Origin of the sequence: Mycobacterium sp. (genome assembly GCF_036488105.1) — a bacterium.
Classification (GTDB): Bacteria; Actinomycetota; Actinomycetes; order Mycobacteriales; family Mycobacteriaceae; genus Mycobacterium.
The window spans coordinates 1-2487 of the sequence record NZ_DASXHW010000433.1; the positions used below are offsets into that span (position 1 = coordinate 1).

At 67.4% G+C, this 2487-nt stretch carries 3 protein-coding genes; all 3 read right to left on the reverse strand.

The features are described from left to right. The coding region (locus VGH54_RS22810; protein WP_331514375.1) for an acetyltransferase at nt 1–720 on the reverse strand (720 nt) is incomplete at its 3' end. 363 nt (nt 721–1083) lie between these two features. After that, nucleotides 1084–2073, reverse strand: a complete 990-nt coding sequence (locus VGH54_RS22815; protein ID WP_331514376.1) for a ParB/RepB/Spo0J family partition protein — start codon at nt 2071–2073, stop codon at nt 1084–1086. Further along, nucleotides 2070–2487 (reverse strand): ParA family protein (locus VGH54_RS22820; protein ID WP_331514377.1); only part of this gene is annotated, 418 nt, incomplete at its 5' end. The genes VGH54_RS22815 and VGH54_RS22820, both read right to left, overlap by 4 nt.

Genomic DNA, 2487 nt, shown 5'->3' on the forward strand with positions numbered 1-2487 from the left:
CGCCGACGCTCCCGCCGCTACCGGCTGTTGCAACGCCGCACTCTCCAGCAGCCGCTCCAGGGCCGCCTCGACTTCGGCCTTCCAGCCCAGCCCCTTGTCCAGCTCGAGCCGCAGCCGCGGGAAGTACGGATGCGGCGCCACCACAACGAATCCGACGTCCAGCAGAAAGTCGGCGTCGATCACACAGTGTTCGGCCGAGCAGTCACCCAGCACCTCGAGCACCGGCTGTAGCTCGGGGGCGGTGCTCGGCAGGTTGGCCAACTCCGCGACGATCTCGGTGCGGCCGAATGCCTCCAGGGCTCGCACACCGCGACGAACCAATTCGTCGACCACCCGGGCGACAAGACTGTACGGAAGTTCGTCGGCGGCCGGTCCGGGTTCCACCCGCATCGACGTCAAGAGCACAGCGTCGGCGGATACCGGCGCGGTGGGAAACCGATGTGCCCGCGGTACAGCGCGCGGCGGGGCGTAGAAGGCGTAGCCCAGGCAGGTTGACTCGCCCTGGCCACAGTCGGGCGGCGCGGCCATGGCCACTTGGCCACACGATCCCCACTCGAGCATGACCATCGACAGCCACGCTTCCTTCTCGAATTCCGGATCGGCGAGCTGATCTTGTTCGCCGAGAGTCGCGGGGTCGACTTCCCAGAAGACGCAGCGGCGGGCGTGTTTCGGAAGCTGGTCGAAGGCTTCGAGTCGCAGCGGTGTGATTCGAGCAGACACTAGACTCCTGTGCCTCTGTGGGGCGGTGCCATTGTGCGCTGCTCCTCCTCAGGCCAACCCGGCCCGCCTCGTCGCAACGCGGTCGGTGATGGCCCGGCTTCCCCGCGAGCGGGTGGTGCCCCCGCCCCGCAGCCGAGCGTACCTCCCGGATGGGGCCGACCGCGATACCCGCGCGAGGCCGCCGCCGGGCCCCTCGGCGCCGGCCGGTGGCGGGTTTTGGGCCCACCGACCGCCCGCGGCGTGCCCTGCCCCGCGCCAGAATCGAAATGGTCTGGTACACAGCCTGATTCGAGAGATTGGGGCATGTCAGAGTGGTCTGATCTGGCGGATTGTCACAGTGACGTAACGTGTCGGTGTGTACGGTCAGCTCTTTGACGCGTTCATCAATTCGACAATGCGTTGCAGATCGTCCACCGAGCCGAACTCGACCACGATCTTGCCCTTGCGCTTGCCCAGACTCACCGTGACGCGGGTGTCGAACGCACTGGAGAGTTGCTCGGCCACATCCTGGAGGCCGGGCATGTGGATCGGCTTGCGTCGCGGCGGCGCCGGCTGACTCGGCTCGCTGCGATTGGCGAGAGTGACCGCCTCTTCGGTGGCCCGTACCGACAATCCCTCGGCGACGATCCGCGCGGCAAGCGCCTCCTGCGCCTCCGCTCCGGCATCCAGCGACAGCAGCGCCCGGGCGTGGCCGGCCGACAGCACGCCGGCCGCGACCCGCCGTTGCACCGCGATCGGCAACCGCAGCAACCGGATCATGTTAGTGATCAGTGGGCGCGACCGACCGATCCGGGCGGCGAGTTCTTCGTGGGTCACATCGAATTCATCGAGCAGTTGCTGGTACGCCGCCGCCTCTTCCAACGGGTTCAACTGCGCTCGGTGGATGTTTTCCAGGAGGGCATCGCGAAGCAGGTTGTCGTCGGCGGTCTCCCGCACGATCGCGGGGATGGCGGTCAGGCCTGCCGTCTGCGCCGCGCGCCAGCGCCGCTCCCCCATGACGAGTTGGTAGCGCGCTCCGCCCGGCGCATCGAGTGCGCGGACCACGATCGGCTGCATCAGGCCGAACTCGCGGATCGAGTGCACGAGTTCGGAGAGCGCCTCCTCGTCGAACACCTGCCGCGGCTGGCGTGGGTTCGGCTCAATCAGAGCCGGATCAATTTCGCGGTACACCGCGCCGATGTCGGTCGCGTTGCCGGCCGCGGGCGGGCCGCCCATCAGGACGTCGGCGGTGGCGTCGCCGATCCGCGGACCCCCGAGTCGCGCCTGCTCCGTCTCACCCTCGGCCGGCCCGGTGGGGATCAGCGAAGCGAGGCCTCTCCCGAGGCCACCTTTCCTACGCGACGGTTGGCTCATCGGCGGTCCCCTTCATCGGCTGCTGGTCGACCGCGTTCGGCGAGTTCGCGGCTGGCGTCGAGGTAACTCATCGCACCGCGGGACCCCGGATCGTAATCGATGATGGTCATGGCGTAGCCCGGCGCTTCGGACACTTTCACGCTGCGCGGGATCACGGTGCGTAACACTTTGGTTCCGAAATAGCGACGGACTTCGTCGGCCACCTGGTCGGCCAGCTTGGTCCGTCCGTCGTACATCGTCAGGATCACCGTGCTGACGTTCAGCCCCGGATTTAAATGCGCCTTCACCATCTCGATGTTGCTCATCAATTGCGACACGCCCTCCAGCGCGTAGTACTCGCACTGGATGGGGATCAGCACCTCGGGTGCGGCGACCAATGCATTGATCGTCAGCAGCCCTAGCGATGGCGGGCAG